A 19607-nucleotide genomic window follows, 5' to 3' on the forward strand; every position below is an offset into this window, starting at 1 on the left:
AGATGAACAAGGCTATTCAACAAGTTTCGCGCCGCAATTTTTTACGCAACACGGCTGTCAGTGGTGGTGGGCTGGTGCTGGCTTACCTGACGGGCCAGGCCGGTGAGGCTATTGCCCAGGTCAGTAAAGCAGACACAACACCAGCGACGGGCGATTTCACGCCGCATGCACTGATACGCATAGGGTCGGATGGCACAATCACCCTGGTATCAAAACAGCCAGAAATTGGCCAGGGCATCAAAACCTCGTTACCGATGGTGATTGCCGAAGAGCTGGAAGTCAGCTGGAAGGATGTGCGTATCGTCCAGGGTGACCTTAACCCGGCTTATGGCAGCCAGGGCGCAGGCGGCTCTACGTCCACGCCCACCAATTACAATGAATTTCATCGCTTGGGTGCCACAGCACGCACCATGCTCATTACTGCCGCGGCCCAGACCTGGGGCGTAAATGCTGACGAATGCCATGCCGCAGACAGTGCCGTGCATCATGCCGCCAGCAAACGCAAACTGACATATGGTGCACTGGCAGCCAAGGCAGCCAGCCTGCCCGTGCCGGATGCAAAAAACGTCAAGTTGAAAGACCCGGCCACTTTCAAATTACTGGGCACACGCATAGGTGGCGTGGACAACCTGGCTATCGTGACTGGCAAGCCCCTGTTTGGTATTGATGTCAAACTTCCCGGCTTGCTGTACGCCGTGTTTGAAAAATGCCCCGTATTTGGCGGCAAGGTCGTCAAGGCCAATCTTGACGCGATCAAGGCTTTGCCCGGTGTGAAAGATGCCTTCATTATTGAAGGCACGGACAATATCCGTGGCCTGGTGCCTGGCGTTGCTATCCTTGCAGAAACCACCTGGGCTGCCTTCAGCGCCCGCAAACAGTTAAACATCACTTGGGACGAAGGCAAAGCAGCGACAGAAAGCTGGACAGACTTTGCTGCCCAGGCGAAAGAATTATCTGGAAAACCTGGCAGCAATGTCTTGCGCAAGGATGGCGATATCACCCTGGCATTGAGCAAATCGGCAAAAACGGTAGAAGCAGCGTATAGCTACCCGTTTATTTCGCATGCCAGCATGGAGCCTCAAAATTGCACTGCAGTCTATAACGCCAAAGATGGCAGTATGGAAATCTGGGCACCGACACAAAACCCCGAAGCCGGACAAAATCTGGTGGCAGAAACCCTGAACATACCCAAGACCAGCATCAAGCTGCACATCACCCGCAGCGGTGGTGGTTTTGGCCGCCGTCTGAGTTCTGATTTTGTAGTCGAGGCAGCAGCCATCGCCAAACAGGCGAAAGTACCAGTCAAACTGACGTGGTCACGCGAAGATGATATGCGGCATGATCATTTCCGGGCTGGTGGTTTTCACTATTTGCGCGGCGGTGTCGACAGTAAGGGCAAGCTGATCGCCTGGCACAATCATTTTGTCACCTTTGCCAATAAGCAGATGCGTGACGGCAAAGCCACGCTGCAAACAGGCAGTGGCGCCGGTTTGTCAGGCGATGAATTCCCCGGTCGCTGGCTGGAAAACTGCCTGCTGGAACAAACACCGATGGAATGCAACATCCCCATGGGGCCATGGCGTGCACCAGGCAGCAATGTATTTGCCTGGGTGTTTCACAGCTTTATCGATGAACTGGCCCACGCAGCAGGGCGTGACCCGCTTGAATTCCGCCTTGAAATACTGGGTGACAAGGACATCGTACCCGGCACTGGCGAACGTGGTCAGGCATATCATGTGGGCCGCATGAAACATGTCTTGCAGGAAGTCGCGGATAAATCAGGCTGGGGTAAAAGGAAATTCCCGCGTGGCCAGGGCCAGGGCATTGCCTTCCACTTCAGCCATCGCGGTTATATTGCCGAAGTGGCCGAAGTCACGGTCAGCAAGCAAGGTGAATTGACCGTGGACCGCGTGGTAGTGGTCACCGATATCGGTGCGCAGATCGTCAACCTCAGCGGTGCCGAACACCAGGTACAGGGATCGGTGCTGGATGGTATCAGCACCCTGATGTATCCGGAACTGGATATACAAAAAGGCCGTATCGTGCAGGGTAATTTTCATGAATACCCGTTGATGCGTATCAAGGATAGTAAAACCAAAATAGATGTGCACTTCCTGAAAACTGATTTCCCGGTCACTGGCCTGGGTGAGCCAGCCTTTCCACCCCTGGCACCGGCGGTCTGCAATGCGATTTTTGCCGCGACCGGCAAGCGTGTGCGCCAGTTGCCGTTGTTGCACACTGACTTGAGCTGGACTTAGGCTGGACTTAAGCAGCTAGCCAAAAAACTGCACGCAGCCTGAACAAACAAAACCAGCCTGTTCAGCGCTGCACGTGCGCCTCTGCCAGCGCCTGCAGGCGCGAGATGACAAACTGGGCCACCGGTGAATGGCTGCGCCCGCGCAAGGAAACAATACCCACCTCTGTATGCATGGCAGGCACACCGGGTATCAGCAAAGCTGCCATCTCACCACGCCGGATTTCGTCACTGACTGCAGTGTTGATGGCTGCCAGGACTGTGTCCGATTCCAGTGTCGTCCGCTTCAGAGTAAGCACATCATCACACTCCAGCGCTATCGGCAAAGGCTTGCCCGCTTCCAGCCCCAGCAAATGTCCCAAAGCCTGGCGTATAGCCTGCGGCAACCGCACTGAAGCCAAACCATAAGGAACGATATCGGAGGCCTGCAAATCCGGCTTGCCCAACAAGGGATGGCCCGCACGCACAAAGAAACCATCCGGCTGACGTGCCAGTAAATGGATGTCCAGATCTTCATCAGGCGGCAATTCGCGGGTGTCCGCTACAAAAAAATCCAGCTCTTCATTACGCAAATGCTGTGTCAGGTATTCCCAGTTATTGACTTCCACCCGCAAGCTGACAGATGCATATTGCTGACGTAATTCCGGCATCAGCAAAGGCAACAGCGTCGCTGCCGGAAAAGGTCCGACGCCTATCGCCAGATGCCCAATCTGCTTCTTGCGGTACAGGTCTATGTCCCTTTCCAGACAACGGCTATCAAACAGCAGCTTGCGCGCCCGCTCGATAAAAAAACTGCCTGCCGGTGTCGGTGCGACCTCGGTCGTGCCACGATCAAACAGTTGCACCTGCAATTCTGCCTCGGCCGCCTGTATGCTACGGCTCAGCGCTGATTGCGACAAATGCACGCGCTCGGCTGCACGCGCAAAATTTCTTTCATCGGCCAGTGCCACCACATGCCTGAGTCGTTTCAACTCCATTACCGTGCTTCCTCAAAAAAACAAACAAGCAATACATGCTATACGCGGGACAAACATGGCTTATCATGAACAATTATCTTTTTAACACCAATATGCAACTAATGCATTGATTTTAGCTTAAGAATGCATTGGACACGCAAAACTGCTCCGCCTACACTCGTCCTCAAAATACATAATTGGAGACCTCCATGTCATTCGTGCCACGTTTCGCAAAAAGGATAGTTCCAACATCCCTGATACTCTCTGCACTGGCAAGCAGCCTGCTACTGGCCGCATGTGGAAAAAAAAACGCCACCAGCACCAGCACCACCAGTACCATCAGCAGTGAAGCCAGCGAAACCACGCAAAAAGCCAATGCTGACATGGGCAAGAACCTGGCGCTGGACGACCAGCAAGACTTTGAAGATGCCAGGCGCGGCCTGATCGCCTGGCCCGAAGGAAAAATCCTCGGCCCCGCAGGTCAAGTGTTGATCGACTTCGATGCCTGGAAATTCATAGAAGGAACCGCCCCGGCTACCGTCAACCCCAGCCTGTGGCGACATGCCAAACTAAACGCACAAATAGGCCTGTTCAAGGTGACCGACGGCATTTATCAATTGCGTGGCTTTGACATCGCCAACATGAGCATTATCGAAGGCAAAACCGGCTGGATCGTCGTTGACCCGCTGACCTCCAAAGAAAGCGCAGCCAATGCCATCACCTTTGCCCGCAAGCACCTGGGTGACAAGCCTGTCGTTGCCGTCATTTTCACCCACAGCCATGCCGACCATTTTGGTGGCGTACTGGGCGTCATCACGCCGGATGAAGTCGCCAGCAAAAAAATACCTGTCATTGCCCCTGATGGCTTTATGGAAGAAGCCACCAGCGAAAACATCCTGGTTGGCACCGCCATGGCCAGACGTTCTGGCTACCAATTCGGCAAAGATCTTGAACGCTCAGCCAAGGGACTGGTAGACACTGGTCTGGGCAAAAGCGTGGCCTATGGCAGTATCGGTGTGCTGGAACCGAATCAACTCATCACCAAAGAAACGCAAGAACTGACCATAGATGGCGTGAACTTTGTTTTTCATAATGTACCTGGTGCAGAAGCACCGGCAGAACTGACCTTTAGCATCCCCGACAAAAAAGCCTATGCAGGGGCAGAAATCCTGGCACAGACCATGCACAATCTTTTACCCGTACGTGGCGCCAAAGTCCGTGATGCGCAACGCTGGGGTAGTTACCTGGAACAGGCGCTGGGACAAAGTGCCGATGCCGACGTGTATTTTGGTCAGCACAACTGGCCAGTCTGGGGCAAGGCACGCATTGCGGAATTCATCACCAAACAACGCGACGTCTACCAATACACGCATGACCAGACAGTGCGCCTGATCAATGCCGGTTACACCCCCAATGAAATCGCCGACAAGATCAAACTGCCCAAATCGCTGGAAAGCTATTTTGGCGCACGCGGTTACTACGGCGACCTGCGCCATAACGTCAAAGCCGTATATCAGTTTTATATGGGCGCGTATGACGGCAACCCGTCCAACCTGAATCGCCTGCCCCCGCAAGAATCGGCAAAACATTATGTCGAACTGGCAGGCGGCGCAGACAAGGCCATTGCCGCAGCCCAAACTGCCTTCGACAAGGGTGATTACCGCTGGACAGCAGAACTGCTGAACCACGTTGTCTTTGCCGACAGCAATAACAAGACCGCCAAGGAATTGCTGGCCCGCACCTACGAGCAAATGGGCTATATGGCCGAAGCATCGACCTGGCGCAACAGCTACCTGACGGCAGCCAATGAATTGCGCAACGGCCCACCCGCCAAAGGCGTGAACCGCGCAGCGATGATAGACATGCTGGCCCAAACCCCAATAGAACGCTTCCTGGAAGCCCTGGCTGCTGGCCTGAATGGCCCGGATGCCGAAGGCAAAGACTTCAAAGTCAACCTGGTGCTGACCGACGCCAAAGAATCTTACGTATTATGGATAGAAAACGCCGTCCTTCATCACAAAAAAGCTGAGCCTGCCAAAGACGCGAATGCCACCCTGACCCTGACCAAACCCATCTTCATCAAGATGATGGCAGGTACCGCAGGCGTAAAAGACACACTGTTCAGCGATGACTTGAAAGTCGATGGCAGCAAGATAGATCTGGTGCGCTTCTTTGGCTTGATAGACAAGGCGCAAGGGACCTTCGCGATTGTGACAAAGTAAGACACGTATCAGAAATCAACTATCTGATGCAATTGATCTTCTGACCGCTCTTGAATCCGAAAATCACTGCATGAGTATGATGCTGCGGATATTGAGCTTGCTGCTAGCACGTATTTCATGAACAGAAATGCGTGCTAACAAGAAGATTCATGATTCAGTTCACCCACATTCCAAAAATCCATTCATTTGTTTTCATGCTAATCTAACGGTACTTGCAATTTTGCAAGTACCGTTAGATTTCGTCGCCCTCCGATTATTAAAACATTGGCAATTGATGGCTGCAATTCAACATTCATATCGCTACCTGGCTCCGTCGACGTTGTCTGGCGACGAAAAACCCAAACTTGCGCTGTCAACCTCAAACACCCAGGCGATTCCTCATCCGTATTTTTTTGAGGGAAGACTAAAGTCTCCACGCTTAAGCGCCAACCTGTTGATTACGCTGTACAGCATTATTGGCACCCGCTTTTTTACAGCAATCAATACCCTTAAATCCATGGGTGCGTTTGACCCCGTAGTCACATCCGATGGAAAAAATCTGCGTTTTGAAGGTTTCTCACTTTGTTGCAGTGCCTATGCCCGTGTCGATTTGCTTCCCGAAAGTTATGAAGGCGATGTCGTTGGAAAAGGATCAACCAATGTTGACTTCAACATGCCGATGCGTTCAGCGTTGGCAAGGGTGAGTGACAAAGCTGGACTGTCGTTTGCTGTCGGACACGATGAATTCACTGTGCAAACTGGCCCCGAAAAGGCAGTCGAAAAAAAGGTGGAATTACCCTTGCGCTGGATACGTGGCATGCTGGAGGTGCAATCCTACCAGGCATCCATGCATAAAAAGATAGAGGTCAGTGGACTGGAAGCCCTGCGTTTCATCAGGTCATTACCAAAATCTTCAACTGCCAGAACACCGATGTGGCTGGTTGGCGGACCGTTTGGTTTACGCGTGACAACCCAGGAAGAAACGCAAGGAGTCCGCTTTGTCGACTCCACGCGCTTGCGCGTATTGGAACCACTGTTACCCATGGCCTTGTCGCTGGCAGTTTACGTCGACGATTTGCAACAGTCCAGCGCCTGGGTGCTGACATTTCCAGGAGCGCGCATGACACTCGTCTTAAGCGCCGAGATATGGCGTGGATTTTCTGGTGAAGGCCAGGCGCTGCGTGCATTAATGCGTGCAGGCGATACCAGTGCACTGGCGCAAGTAAGGGCAAATCTGCATTGGCAATCGTCTCTGCGCGCGAACGCGCTGGCAGCTGAGCTGGCATTGACAAAAAACGTGGTTGAAGATGCCTTGCACGTTCTGGGCGCATCAGGCCTGGTGGGTTTTGATGTCATTGATGATGCCTATTTTCATCGCGTATTGCCGTTCAATCTTTCCCTCATCGAAGACATGCACCCGCGACTGGCAGGCGCACGTCTGCTGCTTGAGCAGGGAGCAGTGAATATCACGCGGCACACGCCGCTTGACGCACTGGTGACCAGTGCCGGTGTCGAACATCGTGTCCGTGAAGTGGATGGTGAGCTACGTTGTACTTGCCCCTGGTTTGCAAGCAACCAGGGCGATCGTGGACCATGCAAGCATGTGCTTGCAGTTGAAGCGTCGACAACTATTCAAGGAGTAAAGTGACAATGACAACAAGCAGCAAAGCCAGCCCAGCACAAAGCAATCACTCCTTGTATGACCTGATAGAGGCAGGTGACTATGACGCTACCGTCGCCTATCTTGCCGCACTGACCCCGGCAGACCGATATAAGTGGCGCAATGATTTGCTGCATATACAGATTCCTTACGATGAAGTTGCACTTAGCCGTGCCCGGGATGCAGCACTGTTTTTGTGTGGCGTGACGCATGATATCGTCAATGCTGGCAGTCCTTGGGGATGGCGTTGCCGTTTGTCGCCGGAAGATTTTGTTGATCTTTGGCGACGTTTCAAACCGAGAGCAACGGAAGATTTCGCCGAAGAACTGCTGAAACGCAATCTGCTCGACAGTAACGCCAACCGGTGCATAGCCATCATTCACGCGCTGTATCTTGCAGATCTGATCCCAAAGCCACAGACTGAAAGCTATGCCCGCACCTTCGCCCAAAGCAATGTCGGTGCTTGGGCAGATGAAGACCCAAAATTGCTGCGCGAGCCGCTGTTGCAAGCATTTGAAGTCGAAGGTGGGTTGATTTACGATGCTGAGTCTACCCACGATCACAAACAACAGTTTTATTTGCGTTTAATGCGCGAAGGCATTTTTTCCCGGTCATTATTACTGGAAAAAACCATAGGCACTTTGGAAAAGCCCTGGAGTCAACATCATTCCGGCTGGTTTGCCCACTTTCATCGCGTACTCGAACCCACTGCTAATGAAATGCAGCCGTTTGCCGAGCGTTATCTCAGTTTATGCCATAGCCGGAACACACTTACCATCAATGTAGCCATCACTGTACTTGCCACCTTGTATCAGCATGAAATGGTCAGCACGAACGAATTACTGCCCGCAGTCGGGACGGTGCTTTCTGCCACGACCAAAGGCTTGATCGACAGTGCATTGAAGTTGCTTGATCAAATCGTCAGCAAAGAGCCCGCTCTCAGCAAAGAAGCCGCAGCACTCGCCATCGTAGCTTTATCCCATACTGCCGCCGATGTGCAAAAGAAAGTGATAGACAGGTTGACCGCGTGGGGTATGAACGAGGCAACAAAGGAACGCGTACGTGCCCTATTGCCGCAAGTATCTGCCAAATACCGGGAACAGCTGGCCACCATATCAGGTCAGGGCGAAAAACCAGCATCGCCTAAAGCCAATATCGATGAAAAACCACCAGTTGCCCAAGGCCCCTCATCACCACTGGGTGAAACGCGCCGCATATCCGTCATCAACGACCTGGCAGAATTGGTTGAACGCACTGCCTATGTGCTTGAGAACAATACAGACATCGATGAATTTGAACGTGTCCTTGATGGCCTTGTCAGATTGGTGCCAAGTCAGCAGCCGGATGTCAGAAAACAATTTCTCCCCGTACTAAAGAGAGCGCACAAGCTCAAGCCTGACGATCCAAAGCACCTTTACGATAAGCGTGTCGCACGCGAGATGGCGCGCTTCATCCTGTTCCTGTTCGATGACGAAAAGGTCCCACTGCTTGCTTCCTACCAAAACCACACCGATATGGCACATAGTCTTTTATGTCGCCGTATAGATGATTTGATGGATTTCGTTACCCAGAAAAAAGCGCTCTCACCACTTGCCTCGCCAAGCCATCGCAGGGGTTTTATTGACCCAGAGGTTCTCGTACATCGCATAGCAGCCCATATTGAGGCAGATGTAAAGTCATCCTTATTCGAACAAGTGCTCAGTCTGTTGCGGCTTGCGCCTGGTCAAAATAAGAGCGCGCAAACCAAAGCACAGGCGCTGCCAGAAACGCCTTATACCCAGGCACTAAGATACGCACTTGGTGATACAGTTGCCATCGGCAAAAACAAGGAACTGTTTATTGCAGCGGGCAGAGCCCGTCATCCCGGTGCTGACGACCCGGATTTAATTGCCGCCTACGGCGATATCGGACCGGATGGTGCCCATGCAGCCCGTTATCCATTAAACAGCGTGCCCAACAATCGTATTGGTTCTCCGACCACCTGGCAACTTAACGTCAGTCCTGCGCCAGTAAGCTTACCGCTTGAATACATCAGTATTGCAAGACATCAGGGAATTTTCTATCCAGACGGGCGAGAATGCCTTCTGGGTCAGCGCTATTGGCTGCTTGACGAAGGACTCATCAAGTTCTCGGCAACACTCACCCCACCATGCCTGGACGCCTTTTTTGCACATGGGACAATCGCACTTGTAAGAAATATCGATTGGGTCAATGCAGAATGGTGCAACAGTGCTTTCTTAAGCTTGTTGCTGGATCCCACTGTACCCATGAACGGACTGGAAACAAGCACATTGGCATTGGGTCTTGTAGGTAAGGAACCAGGACAATCCACCTTGGCAGTGGATGCCCTGGTTGCTACCTGGCAGGATGGACGACTGAACGTCCCCGCATTGGGCAAAGTCTTTCAACAAATGCTGGCTACACTGTCCTTTAATGCCAAGCGGCTGCAAAAGACCTTGAAAGCCGCGGCACAGTCGCATCAGGCGGCACCCCGCATGGCATTTGATTTGTTATGTATAGCCCTGGTGCAAGAGCCTGGTGATCTCAACAAGGAAATTTCAAGTTTGCTGGATCTTTTGCTGGAACTGGCCATAGAGCTTGGACTCCCCTTGCCGCCATCAACAAGATCATCGATTGAGAAAATGCAGATTTCTGGCAAAGGAAAAGCAATACAAAAAGACTTGCTAAAGCTATCAAATAATTGACGACGTATAAACAACCTACATCAAGCCAATTCGCTTTCTTAAATATGTGGCCTGGTAAGGCCGCAATGTCGAACATACGAAAATCAGACTCAATCAGGGTATCTTTATCGAATGATGAGAAACGGTGTACACAAAATCATTTTATGTGATAGTCATCCAAGAAAATGAAGTCGATGGCAGCAAGATGGACCTGGTACGTTTTTTCGGGCTTATCGACAAGGCACCGGGAGCGTTTGCGATTGTGACGAAGTGAATCACACCAAATTTCAAAATGTAACGACACCCCCCAGAACCATGTCTTCTGCGATAGCATAGCGCCATCCTGCCGAACCAACAGGAGTATGTTTAGCTATGAAGACATGGAAACAACGCAATCAGAAGAATCTAACTTTCCAGCATCCTTTGCCCTGTTAAAAACACGGCGCTTCGGCACTTTCTGGTTTGCCAGTTTATTGTCCAATATAGGTACATGGGCGCAACAGGTGGCACAGCCATGGCTCATGCTTAGTCTTGGGGCTTCCTCATTCATGATAGGGCTGGATGCCTTTGCATTGGGTGCCCCGGCCCTTTTACTGACCCTGTTTGGTGGCGTACTGGCTGATCGCGCAGACCGGCGTCGCATCATCAGCGTCTTCCAATCGATACAGATGCTATGCCCGACCCTGCTGGTCGTGTTGCTGCTAACTGACACAGTGCATCCCTGGATCATCATCTGCCTGTCGCTGGCGGTGGGGGTGACAGACGCACTCTCGATGCCATCCTTTCAGTCTATCGTACCCAGCCTGGTTGAGCGTTCACAAATTGCACAGGGACTGGCCTTAAACTCGATACAGTTCAACCTGTCGCGCATTTTGGGGCCGTCTATCGCCGGCATCCTGCTGGTGAGCATGGGTGCTGCAGGGTGCTTTGCCATCAGTGCCTTATCCTACCTTCCATTCATTGCAGTAGCGTTGTGGATACTTCCACGCGGGAAAGCTATAGCAGATGCTACTGCTGTGACAGATGGGCAACGTCTGTTTTCTGGTGCGCGCGATATCATCGCAGACCCCAATTTACGCGGTGCCCTGATCACAGTCCTGACCACCAGTTTTTTATGTGGCCCCTTGATCACCTTCACGCCAGTTTTGGTCAAAGAATCACTGCATGGCGATGCCAGCCATTTCAGTATAGGCATGGCGTCATTTGGTGTCGGTGGCATGTTGGGGGCATTCAGCCTGCTCTTCATCAGCAAGCACATTGATTTACGTAGCCTGAGTTCAAAGCTGGCAGCGCTGTATGGGCTCACGCTGGTACTGGCCGGATTAAATATCTGGAATTGGGGCCTGCCTGTCTTGCTGGTCTTTGCCGGATTATGCATGACAGCCAGTAACACCGCCGCCAATTCCCTGTTGCAAGCCAGCGCCAGCCCACAACTGCGCGGTCAGACGGTCGGCCTCTATATGCTGGCCATGCGCGGCGGCCTGTCCGCAGGCAGCCTGCTCACTGGCATATCGGTTCATCTGATGGGTGTTCGCACAGCATTGATCATCAATGGATGCCTGGCTGTGGTGATACATTTGTACACAGGCTGGGCATGGCAGAGGGCGAACAAGGTAGTCATCACTTCGTAAAAATCCAATGTGTTCGCGGGAACGAAAAAATTTGGTATCCGCCCCGACATGCAAACACAGCATTTTTCTCGCTTTACTGTAGCCTCGTATGATTTCGCGGGTTGCAGCTATAAAGTTTCGCACCCTAGCGAGATTAAACAAGCGAAAGAATGGGCAAATGCCTGGAGTCCGGCCGAGTGACAATACGCGTCACGCATGTTGAATTTAGTTTTTTGATGTTCGGACCACACTGAAAAATTCGACTTCTACTGCAAAAAATTGCAGGCAAGCGAAATCATACAGTTCAATCAAATGTCTAACGGAGAGCACTGTCTTCAAATCGGGCAACTATCAGATCAGGGCGCGACTACTACAATTAATTCTCCCCTAAGTCAGCTATTGGGAAGACACTTCGCTATATTTCTCAAATACATTTTTTAATATCAGAGCGCGAGTTTCAAATTGTGATCACACCGTCTGCGGCCTGGTCTTATGAAAAATCACAGGACTATACGGCACCGATGATGGTGGTGGCGCTTGCAAAATATGTTTTTTCATCGCGCCTATGATGTGCATTTCGCAGGGCTTGCAGTCGAATTTCAGGGTGTATTTTTCTTCGCCTGTGACCAGCGTCATGGGTTCGGCCTTGACCTGACCTTGTACGCCTTGCACGCCCTTGGCCTGTTTGGGGCAAAGGTTGAAGGAAAAGCGCAGGCAGTGTTTGGTGATCATCAGCGATACTTCGCCTGGTTCTTCATGCGATTCGTAGGCGGCGGCGATCAGTTGTACGGCATGTTTTTCATAGAAGCTGCGGGCCTTGTGGTTGTACACATTGGCGAGGTAGCTGAGTGTAGTTTCCGGGTAAGCCACTGGCGGCTCAACTGCCGGTGTGCGTTGCGGGCGCTGCCATGCGGCCAAGCGGGCTGTCTCATGCGCTGCAACGGCGTCGCGGCGCAGGGCGTTGATGACGGAAGATGGCACGAACCAGGGCTGCTGCAAAACGAGGTTGACTTGGGCTGCTTCAAACATGGTGTTGCCGAGCTTGGCGAGGTTGTCGCGCAAACCGGCTTCTGCCTTGTCGCGGTTCTGTGCTGGTTCCAGTGCCAGTTGTGCGCTGACTTCAGAAGTCACGCCGTCTTCATCGGTGATTTTCAGGCGCAGGCCGTTTGGCTGCTCTGTCAAAGTCAGCCAGACCGGAATACGGCGCTCGGCGGATTTTTTGGTCAGTGCATGTTCCCAGCGGTGGTCGCGGTTGCGGTTGATCAGGGTACCGACTTTAAGGCCCGTCAGCTCTGCCATTTTTTCGTTCGGGAATACGCGCCAGATTTCGCCATTTTCTGATGCGCCTACGCGTTCTACAGTGTTGGCCTGTATACCTGCAACCTCGCGTTTGACCATGTAGTTGAGACCATCGCCATTCGACATGGCTTCATTGGCTTCGATCTCAAAGAAGTTGGCTGCCAGGCGGGTCACATAACCAAGGTGCAGGCCGACATATTTGGGTGAATCGAAAGCGCCTATGTCTTCAAGACGACCATTGGCAAAATAATCGGTGTGGCCACGATGGAAGTTCTTGTCCACATTGGGGCTGAATGACACCTGGCTGTTGCCACTGGAAGCACGGCTGAATTCTGGCCTGCGCTCTAAAATCTCATCCAGCAGCAAACGGTAATGGGCAGTGATGTTTTTGACATAGCCCATGTCCTTGTAGCGGCCTTCTATCTTCAAAGACTGTACACCGGCATCAAGCAAGGCTTCCAGATTGCGGCTCTGGTCATTGTCTTTCATCGATAGCAAATGCTTTTCGTAGGCGACTACCCTGCCCTCGCCATCACTGAGTGTGTATGGCAGGCGGCAGGCTTGTGAACAATCGCCACGGTTGGCGCTGCGGCCATTGTCAGCATGTGAAATATAGCATTGACCAGAAAAGGCCACGCACAGCGCGCCGTGCACGAAATACTCCAGCGGCGTGGCGACTTGCGCCTTGATGGCCTGTATTTGTTTGATCGTCAGTTCACGTGCCAGTACCAATTGCGAGAAACCGACATCGCCAAGGAACTTGGCTTTTTCCACACCACGGATATCGCACTGGGTACTCGCATGCAGCTGGATAGGTGGAATATCAAGCTCCAGTATGCCCATGTCTTGCACGATGAGTGCATCAACCCCGGCGTCATACAGTTGATGTATCTGCTTGCGGGCCGGTTCCAGTTCTGAATCATGCAGAATGGTGTTCATGGTCACGAAGATGCGCGCATGATAGCGGTGGGCAAATTCCACCAAGGCAGCAATTTCGCTGACTTCATTGCTGGCATTGTGACGTGCACCAAACGAAGGCCCACCGATATAGACGGCATCTGCGCCATGCAGTATCGCTTCCCGGCCAATTTCTACAGTCTTGGCGGGTGATAAAAGTTCAGTCTGGTTGGCAAGCAAGGTCATGGTGTACACCGGTGACGTGGAAAGGCCGAAATTATAACGAAATCAAGGGCTTATGTCTTATTTGTATTCACTATCGGGGTATAAAACCATGTCATTTGACGAAAGTCAGACGGATTCATTTGCAGATAGTGAGTTTCAGGCAACATTTATCGTGACCGAAGGATTCTATACAGTGACTCAACCCACAGTGTAGCCAAGTCTGTACAGATAACCAGAAGATATGCTTCCCTGACAAAATTTCATTGATAAAAGAAACACGCAGGCGCTGCAAGAGTCTTGCCTGCTCTACAATGCCAGCTATACCGACTTAAGCTATCCATATGCACCTATGCGTCTATTACAAAAATTCCTGATCTTGCTGAGCTTGCCCGGCTCTTTTCTGCCTGCTATGGCGGTTGCACAAGCTAATCTGCCCCCCTCAGTGGAAGCAGTCTTCACCCAGACCGGAGTGCCGCAACAGGCTATGAGTGCGATAGTGGTGCCTGCCAGTGGTGGCCAGCCAGTGCTGGCGCACATGGCGGAAAGACCGATGAACCCTGCATCAACCATGAAGTTGCTGACAACCTTGATTGCGCTGGAAGAACTGGGACCGACCTTTCGCTGGAAGACCCAGATACTGACCGATAAACCCTTGAAGAAGGATAGCTATACCGGCAGCCTGTACCTGCGTGGCGGTGGCGACCCCAACCTGACACTGGAAAAGCTGGGCAGCATGCTGCGCGTGCTGCGTCAACAGGGTTTTCGTAAAATCCGTGGCGATATCATTATCGACCGCAGCTATCTGCAGCCAGAACGCCCGGATGTCGGTGCGCCAGTCTTTGATGAATATCCGGATGCGTATTACAACGTGATACCGGATGCCTTGCTGGTCAATAATAATCTGATGAGCCTGAGCATTGATGCAGGCACCGACAAAATCGGTGTACGTCTGGGCACACCGATGGATAAACTGAAAGTCACCAGCCATCAGCATTTCAATGACTTGCCCTGTTCCGCCTGGGAAAAAGAATGGCAACCACCAGCAATCGACTATGCAACGACACCCGCTGGCATGACAGAAGTGACGCTGAACGGCGGTTTTCCGCGTCGCTGCAAGATCAATAACAGTATCAATATACTTGATCGCAACCACTATATCGCCTATGTAGTACGGGCCTTGTGGCAAGAAATGGGTGGCAGTTGGCAAGGTGAAGTACGTGACGGCAAGGTGCCAGCCAATGCTGTTGTGGTGGTAGAACGCACATCAGAAACGCTGGCAGATATTATCCGCATCATCAACAAGCACTCTGACAATACCATGGCGCGCATGCTGTTCATGACCCTGGGGATGGAGTCGGCCAACAAACCGGTCAGCAATAGCCAGGAAGCAGCGAATATCCGTGTCAGACAGTGGTTGAACAAACAGAGTATCAATGATGCTGGTCTGGTGCTGGAAAATGGTTCCGGCCTGTCACGCACAGAACGCATCAGCCCGCAGCAAATGGCTGCCATTTTGCAGGTGGGTGCACGCAGTAACTGGAATGCAGAATTTTCCAGCAGCATGCCGGTCGCCTCGCTTGATGGCACTATGCGTCGCCGCCTGAAAGGCAGCCCGGCAGAAATGCGCGCCCGCATCAAGACCGGTACCTTGAAAGATGTGGTTGCCATCGCGGGTTATGTCAGGGACATCAATGACCAGCAATGGATAGTCGTGGCCACCATCAACCATGAAGACAGCATCAAAGCCAAGCCTGCACTGGATGAATTGATTAGCTGGATTGCCGCTGGCAGGCGTTGAACGAGTGTTGACAAGGCGTTGAAAAGTTTTGAAGTCACGCCTGAAATGTAATAGTTGCGACCTGAGCAGATTGTACTTATTTTTTCTGCTTCTGCTTATCAGGCACCATCACATATTTTTGCTGGTCAGCATTGAAGCGAAACAGCTTTCTTCCTTTTTGCGAGATAACTTGCAATTCATAAGTCGACGTGCGTTCACCCTCATTATCCAAGGTGTGAGCGATCTCCTGATAACGGTAATGCTTGTCTGTAAAATTAAGTGTGATGTCACCCGGCGCATTGCTGCCGATGGCGATTTCCCATTTGGCAAGGTAGTCGTAACAATTCGGTGGTCCAGCCTCACTTTCACGCAAACGCAGGCGCATGTGCTTAGCCTTGGTACGTGCATTGCTGGCATTGCCAACATTACGTACGATGTTCACACATTCCGGCCCGCTTTCTTCATGCACTACCAAGTCCGGCTCACTCCCCTTTTCAAATAGCGGTACAAGATTGTCGGCATCAAGGCGAAACAAAAGCAAACGGGCACTTGCTACACCCTGATCCAGTCGGCTGTGTTCCAGCGCCAACGCAAACTGATCGGGGAATAATTCAACGACGCTGGTATTGCCTATGGCTGAATTGCGACCGGTACTATCCAGCCATTCAATCACATCCTGCCGGCTCACCAATGACCAAGCTTCGGCACGGCGATGAAACCAGTAAGCAGCCAGCAGTGTTGGCTTGCCTGCCTCCAATGCATCACCCTTGACCAGCAAGACGGCACTGTCTTCATTTAATCGCTGCACCTGCAAGGGTTCCATACGCAGACCAGTCTGCGAAGCAGCGGGAACAGAGACCGGAAATTCCGCCTTCAACTGCGGTGGTCTGACAATAGCATTTTGTTCGCTATCCCATCCCTTGAACACCAGACGCATCAAATCCCGCCGCTCCAGCGTCTGCACGGATTCAGTCCGCCCACAGGCCGCCAACGCAAGCAGGCACAGCAAGGAACCCAGGAATTTGATCAAGGACAAACGAAATTGCACGAGGGAAATTTTCTTGATGAAGTAACAGAGATTTTAACTGATCGCTGTTATCCACTATGATTTTACTGGTAAATATGCGCGCGGATACCCCGTTCTCTATTCAAGCACTGAATGCTGTGTTTTTGAGCGCACCTGTAAAAATACATTTAGGACACTCCAACTGTTTATTGTTGGCATGTCCGTTAATAATTATCAATTTATCATTTTAGCTCTGATGTCATATCGTGCCACAACTTGGCGACGATCATGAATCGTTGATCAATCCTGACGAAGCTTAATTGATCAATGAACACTTTATCGTGAATGCGTAAGCGGACTTTCGCCACCCCGATATCAGAGGACAACAAATCGATAGAAATCAACACATCATCCCGAACTTGTCCAACACTGGCTGGTGACGTGCGTTTGCTGATGATGTCTCGATAATCAGCTATTGGCATTGCGGTAAACGTGTTGTCTGTCGAATCGAACAGACTACAGCTTGGATGAAAAACCTCATCAAACTTCATCAAATTGCACTCGTAAAGCGCGTTGAAATACAAATCAACTGCCTTTGAAATTTCCAGAATCGAATTGCTCGACATACATAACTCCATTTCGTTAAATATAATGTGGGCATGGTCGGTTTCCCTCACCTTCCCTGTTTCTGTGGACCAATTGTTGCCGTAAACCAATCAAATCCAACCAACACCGCCTTATTGAACCGTGCAGTAACATCCTAATTGTTTGCAAATACATTGATAACCCCCTATAAAGCAAAGATAATATTTCGATTTCGCAAATAATTGGAACGATATGGATAGGCTCGACGCAATGCGACTTTTTTGCCAGATCGTGGATGCAGGAAGTTTAACGAAGGCAGCGAAGGTATTGGGAGTGTCGCCGACTACAGTTACCCAGAGCCTTGCACGATTGGAAAGTTTATACGGCACAAGTCTATTGGAGAGAACCACCAGGCGTATGGCGGTCACAGAAGCTGGGATGATTCTGTATGAGCGCGCAAAGGCTTTGCTGGAAGAAGCAACGGCAACAGAGGCTGCCGTGCGAGGGGCCACAAGCAATCCGAAAGGCGTTCTACGAGTAACACTTCCTTTGGGTGTTGCAATCACTTTTCTTTATCCACGGCTGAACGAATTCGCCACTCAATATCCAGATATTTCGCTTGATCTTCAGGTGAACGATCAAATCATTGATCTGGTCGCAGGTAATTTTGATATTGGTTTGCGAGCAGGGGTGTTAGCGGATGCAGCAGTTGTTGCCTATCCGCTGTTACGCTACACACGATTGACTTGCGTAAGTCCTGACTACCTGCAACGACACGGTATGCCTCTTCACCCAAGCGATTTGACAACACATTCCTGCCTTACTTATCGCCACGATTCAGCACCAATTGACTGGCATTACTGGATTGACAGCCGTTTCGAGGCAATTAGAGTATCTGGAGCCTATGCGAGCAATGAGTCTTATGCTTTATTGGCTATGGCGCGTGATGGACTTGGAATTACGAGGCAACCAGATTGGTTGGTTGCGACTGATCTTAAGGAGGGAAAGTTGGTCACGATACTCGACGAATTCAACACACCGTTGACACCCGCTTCACCTGGAATTCATGCGGTTGTTCAGCGTCGACATTTCCGGACTGCAAAGGTAAATGCCTTTCTTGAGTTTGTTAAAAGCGTTATCGTGTAAACAAAGATGTCTGCGCAGAGGACGATGTTTGCACACCAGCATAGCGCTGACACATCTGGCTGAAATATAAAAAACAAGTAACGTAAGGCATCAAATTTTTCAAGGGACTTTCGCATAGAAGTGCTGAAATGACGAATTATTGCTGCCTTGTTTAGGGTTCGATTGACCAAATTTATTTGGTGAGCATGAGCAGTTCAAACACCATGCCGCCGTTGCCAAAAAACCTGATCCGCCCAGCGTTGTTCTTGCTGATACCAGACCTTGAGATGGTTCAGATAGGCGTTCTTTATCGAGGCCAGCTCCGCCACATAAGCGGCTTGTGTCTCGTCGTCATAATGCGACACCGCTTCGGCCGCTGCCAGCCCGGTGTAGAGTGCGTTGAACATGCCTTGCGAAGATAGAGGGTCAAAGCTTAGTGCGGCATCGCCCACGGCCAGCCAGTTGCTCCCGGCAACGCTGTCCAATATGGCACTGTGGGCGGCACAATAGCCGTGATGGTTGCCTGGTTCAAAACCACTTTCCAGCAAATATGCAGATAACTGCGTATTGCTGGCTGCACGTTGCAGCAAGCCTGCTTGCTGGCTGCATCCCGCTGCTTCGGGTAAATCGGCATCAGTATAAAAAGCCAGGATGCGGCCACCACCCGGCAAGGACGAGGTGTACCACCAGCCGCCAGCTTCAGCAACAATCAGGCTGCTGGCAGCTGCGTTGTGATTGTGGTCGTGGCCATGGTCCTGACCTAGTGTCCAGCTGCACACCAGTTTATCCAGTGCCTTGCGGGTTATGCCCTGGCGTTTGGCCAGCAGGGATTTTCTGCCGCTGGCGTCTATCAGCATTTTTGCTTGTACATACAGGGGTTTGCCCTGTACATCCAATTCTAAATCCCAATGCTGGGGATAATCTTGTGCTGGCCGGAAAGACTGTAGCCTGGTCTGCTTCAATAAGGCGGCACCACGCTGTTGCGCCACATCTTGCAGCCAGGTGTCAAAACGATGCCGGTCCAGATACCAGCCATGCCCATCGAGGTTGCGCATGGCATCCTGTTCCTGCAGGCTGGCATCGCCCCAACTGCTGACATGCAAGTGGGCGGGCTGGTGGGCCTGTTGCAAAAAATCGTCATACAGGCCCATGTCGGCCAACAGCCTGCCCGCTGCTGCGGGCAAGGATTCGCCTATGCGCAGGCTGGGCTGCGGCTGTGCTTCTATCATCAGCACTTTTTGAAACGGTGCCAGATTCAGGGCAAAAGCAGAGCCTGCCGGCCCTGCTCCAGCTACCAGCACATCCACATGCAACTTGCGCATTCTGCG

The 19607-nt window shown here is 51.6% G+C and carries 13 protein-coding genes; 8 read left to right on the top strand and 5 right to left on the bottom strand.

The window, feature by feature from the left end:
* Window positions 1-2: 2 nt before the first annotated feature.
* On the top strand, window positions 3-2258 hold the full coding sequence (locus AC1RVX_RS10050) for a xanthine dehydrogenase family protein molybdopterin-binding subunit (protein ID WP_493216447.1): 2256 nt from the start codon (window positions 3-5) through the stop codon (window positions 2256-2258).
* 61 nt (window positions 2259-2319) lie between these two features.
* On the opposite strand, the gene AC1RVX_RS10055 is transcribed toward AC1RVX_RS10050, so the two are convergent.
* Window positions 2320-3231, bottom strand: a complete 912-nt coding sequence (locus AC1RVX_RS10055) for a LysR family transcriptional regulator (RefSeq protein ID WP_493216448.1) — start codon at window positions 3229-3231, stop codon at window positions 2320-2322.
* 188 nt (window positions 3232-3419) lie between these two features.
* On the opposite strand from AC1RVX_RS10055, the gene AC1RVX_RS10060 reads away from it, so the two are divergent.
* From AC1RVX_RS10060 to AC1RVX_RS10080, 5 genes are all read left to right on the top strand, one after another.
* Window positions 3420-5432, top strand: a complete 2013-nt coding sequence (locus AC1RVX_RS10060) for an alkyl/aryl-sulfatase (protein WP_493216449.1) — start codon at window positions 3420-3422, stop codon at window positions 5430-5432.
* A gap of 274 nt (window positions 5433-5706) precedes the next feature.
* Complete coding sequence (locus AC1RVX_RS10065; protein WP_493216450.1) at window positions 5707-7059, top strand: SWIM zinc finger family protein; 1353 nt, start codon at window positions 5707-5709, stop codon at window positions 7057-7059.
* Window positions 7060-7061: 2 nt separating this feature from the next.
* Entirely contained in the window at window positions 7062-9776 is a 2715-nt protein-coding gene (locus AC1RVX_RS10070) for a DUF6493 family protein (RefSeq protein WP_493216451.1), read from the top strand.
* A gap of 124 nt (window positions 9777-9900) precedes the next feature.
* Entirely contained in the window at window positions 9901-10029 is a 129-nt protein-coding gene (locus AC1RVX_RS10075; RefSeq protein ID WP_493216452.1) for a hypothetical protein, read from the top strand.
* Window positions 10030-10135: 106 nt separating this feature from the next.
* Window positions 10136-11386: an MFS transporter gene (locus AC1RVX_RS10080; protein ID WP_493216453.1), complete on the top strand. Its 1251-nt coding sequence runs from the start codon at window positions 10136-10138 to the stop codon at window positions 11384-11386.
* 447 nt (window positions 11387-11833) lie between these two features.
* On the opposite strand, the gene AC1RVX_RS10085 is transcribed toward AC1RVX_RS10080, so the two are convergent.
* Window positions 11834-13807, bottom strand: coding sequence for a peptidase U32 family protein (locus AC1RVX_RS10085; protein WP_493216454.1), 1974 nt, complete (start codon window positions 13805-13807; stop codon window positions 11834-11836).
* A 328-nt stretch (window positions 13808-14135) separates the two neighbouring features.
* On the opposite strand from AC1RVX_RS10085, the gene dacB reads away from it, so the two are divergent.
* Window positions 14136-15584 (top strand): D-alanyl-D-alanine carboxypeptidase/D-alanyl-D-alanine endopeptidase, encoded by a 1449-nt coding sequence (gene dacB / locus AC1RVX_RS10090; protein ID WP_493216455.1) that lies wholly within the window; start codon window positions 14136-14138, stop codon window positions 15582-15584.
* A 76-nt stretch (window positions 15585-15660) separates the two neighbouring features.
* On the opposite strand, the gene AC1RVX_RS10095 is transcribed toward dacB, so the two are convergent.
* Both AC1RVX_RS10095 and AC1RVX_RS10100 read right to left on the bottom strand, forming a co-directional pair.
* On the bottom strand, window positions 15661-16599 hold the full coding sequence (locus tag AC1RVX_RS10095; RefSeq protein ID WP_493216456.1) for a hypothetical protein: 939 nt from the start codon (window positions 16597-16599) through the stop codon (window positions 15661-15663).
* 212 nt (window positions 16600-16811) lie between these two features.
* Window positions 16812-17195 (bottom strand): nuclear transport factor 2 family protein, encoded by a 384-nt coding sequence (locus AC1RVX_RS10100; RefSeq protein WP_493216457.1) that lies wholly within the window; start codon window positions 17193-17195, stop codon window positions 16812-16814.
* A gap of 229 nt (window positions 17196-17424) precedes the next feature.
* On the opposite strand from AC1RVX_RS10100, the gene AC1RVX_RS10105 reads away from it, so the two are divergent.
* Window positions 17425-18300, top strand: coding sequence for a LysR family transcriptional regulator (locus tag AC1RVX_RS10105; protein WP_493216671.1), 876 nt, complete (start codon window positions 17425-17427; stop codon window positions 18298-18300).
* Between the two features lie 194 nt (window positions 18301-18494).
* Here the strand turns inward: AC1RVX_RS10105 and AC1RVX_RS10110 are convergent, their stop codons facing one another.
* A complete protein-coding gene (locus AC1RVX_RS10110) occupies window positions 18495-19601 on the bottom strand; it encodes a tryptophan 7-halogenase (RefSeq protein WP_493216458.1) in 1107 nt (368 codons plus the stop codon).
* Between the last annotated feature and the right edge of the window lie 6 nt (window positions 19602-19607).

Source organism: Undibacterium sp. GW821-FHT11B02, assembly GCF_058808955.1.

Bases quoted from the DNA above. Each gene is read 5' to 3' on its own strand.
- AC1RVX_RS10050 (WP_493216447.1), top strand. From the start codon at position 3: ATGAACAAGGCTATTCAACAAGTTTCGCGCCGCAATTTTTTACGCAAC.
- AC1RVX_RS10055 (WP_493216448.1), bottom strand. From the start codon at position 3,231: ATGGAGTTGAAACGACTCAGGCATGTGGTGGCACTGGCCGATGAAAGA.
- AC1RVX_RS10065 (WP_493216450.1), top strand. From the start codon at position 5,707: ATGGCTGCAATTCAACATTCATATCGCTACCTGGCTCCGTCGACGTTG.
- AC1RVX_RS10110 (WP_493216458.1), bottom strand. From the start codon at position 19,601: ATGCGCAAGTTGCATGTGGATGTGCTGGTAGCTGGAGCAGGGCCGGCA.
- AC1RVX_RS10085 (WP_493216454.1), bottom strand. From the start codon at position 13,807: ATGACCTTGCTTGCCAACCAGACTGAACTTTTATCACCCGCCAAGACT.
- AC1RVX_RS10105 (WP_493216671.1), top strand. From the start codon at position 17,425: ATGCGACTTTTTTGCCAGATCGTGGATGCAGGAAGTTTAACGAAGGCA.
- dacB (WP_493216455.1), top strand. From the start codon at position 14,136: ATGCGTCTATTACAAAAATTCCTGATCTTGCTGAGCTTGCCCGGCTCT.
- AC1RVX_RS10080 (WP_493216453.1), top strand. From the start codon at position 10,136: ATGGAAACAACGCAATCAGAAGAATCTAACTTTCCAGCATCCTTTGCC.
- AC1RVX_RS10060 (WP_493216449.1), top strand. From the start codon at position 3,420: ATGTCATTCGTGCCACGTTTCGCAAAAAGGATAGTTCCAACATCCCTG.
- AC1RVX_RS10070 (WP_493216451.1), top strand. From the start codon at position 7,062: ATGACAACAAGCAGCAAAGCCAGCCCAGCACAAAGCAATCACTCCTTG.
- AC1RVX_RS10100 (WP_493216457.1), bottom strand. From the start codon at position 17,195: ATGTCGAGCAATTCGATTCTGGAAATTTCAAAGGCAGTTGATTTGTAT.